The organism is Arenibacter aquaticus, from assembly GCF_003957295.1.
Classification (GTDB): domain Bacteria; phylum Bacteroidota; class Bacteroidia; order Flavobacteriales; family Flavobacteriaceae; genus Arenibacter; species Arenibacter aquaticus.
The window spans coordinates 1-1891 of record NZ_RQPJ01000009.1; the positions used below are offsets into that span (position 1 = coordinate 1).

1 protein-coding gene is annotated in these 1891 nt (G+C 47.6%); it reads right to left on the reverse strand.

Going from position 1 to position 1891, the window contains the following annotated elements; all coding sequences use genetic code 11:
- Positions 1–1891, reverse strand: a 1891-nt coding sequence (locus tag EHW67_RS13370) for a SprB repeat-containing protein (RefSeq protein WP_202911976.1), incomplete at both ends; no start/stop codon positions are given.

The following is a 1891-nucleotide window of genomic DNA, read 5'->3' on the forward strand; positions in this document are numbered from 1 at the left end:
TCACCCATACGTCCCAGTTAAGGTTGGTGCCAGGGTCCAGTACAGCACTGGCACTGGCAGTATAGTCTGTTGGAACCGGAGCAGTTCCATCCTGTACGAAGGCATAGGTATACCCTCCGTTACCGCCTGTTGCGTTGACGGTCACCTGTGCACCGATGTTACAGTTGGCATTGATATTATTTGTTTCTACCAGATTCAGCATTGCATCGGGAGAACCAATAGTAATCGTATTGGAAGTAGCTGGACAGAATGGGGCATCGGTTGCGGTAAGGACCACATAGAAGTTCCCTGCGGACAATCCGGGTATACTCAAGACACCAGGAGCCACGCCTGTATTGGTTATCGAAGTTGTTGTTCCATCACTGTTGAATACCTCAAAAGAATAGTTTCCGGTATAATCGGTCACATTAATTTCCATGACCCCATCATTGTCCCCATAACAGCTCACCGGTGTAATGGCGGTTGCCGTTACTTCTATAAGGTCGTATGGTGCAACTGTATAGGGAGCCGTGGTAAAGTAACATCCTGTTACATTATCGGTCACCCTAAAGGTATAGTCCCCTACTTGGCTTAGTTGATAAGTAGCAGTATTTCCTGCCACAGAGGTTTGTGTACCATTGGGGCTACCAACCGGCAATAATTCAAAGGTAAAATCGCCCGATCCTCCGCTTACTGTTAGGAGTACTTCCTCCTCATTGGCACAGCTTATCGCAGTTTGTTGTGTCACGCTCACATCGGTGATGGTAGGTAATGGGTTTATGGTTTGGGTTGGTAATGTAAACGTACAACCATTGTTGTCTTTTATGCTTATATCATAATTGCCTGCAGTGGTTACTGTATAAGTAAATACCTCGCCAGCTGTGGGTTGATAAGCACTACCATTCACGCTAAAGGAATAGTTTGGTGTTCCTGTACCAGTAGTTATGGTAATTTCAATGGATGCGGTTTCAACACCATTATCCATGTTACAGGCAAAATCGGTTACATTGGTAATATTGGCTGTTAAGGCCTGTGGTTCATCAATGGTAATGCTCTGAATGTCCGAGCAGCCTCTATCGGAATTCACAGTAATGTTGTAGGTACCTTGGCTCAAACCTGTGAACATTGTATTGTTCTGCGTTGTTGGTGGATTGGTACCGTCGTCCAATGTAAAGGTGTAGGGCGGGTTGTCATTGGAGGCGTCCAGTAAAATTTCAATGGAACCGTCGGCCCCACCGTTACAGGATACATCTTCCTTGCTATAGGTAAATACCACCGGTGTAGCCATTTCCAGGGAAACTGGCACTTGTGCGTCACAGGCAGATCCGGATGTATCGTAGACCATGGCGGTATAGTTGCCCGGGGCCATTCCGTTGAAAACGTTGGAAGCCTGACGGGTGCCGCCTGTCATACTGTTATTGGAAGCGTCCAATAGATCGTATTCGTAATTTCCTGCACCTGCCCCACCACTTGCGGTAATGGTGATCACTCCGTCGTTTGCGGCACATGATGGTTGTGCAGTGGCCACAGCCGATGCTGACAATGGAGGCAGAATATCGATAGTATCTGTTATGGTACAACCGTTTGCGTCCCTTACCGTTACGGTATAGGTTCCTGCTTCGGAAACTGTAAAGGTACCGCTAGTCTGGAAACCGTTTCCGATGCTGAACTGTAAAGGTGCCACACCTGTAGCGGTAGCTGTAAAGTTATATTCGTCTCCCATTGAGCTACACTGGTCATCTGCATAGGCCGGCAGGCTAACCGTCGGCATTGGATCTTCAACAATGATCACATCTATCATATGGGTACAGTCCATTGCATCTTTCACCCATACGTCCCAGTTAAGGTTGGTGCCAGGGTCCAGTACAGCACTGGCACTGGCAGTATAGTCTGTTGGAACCGGAGCAGTTCC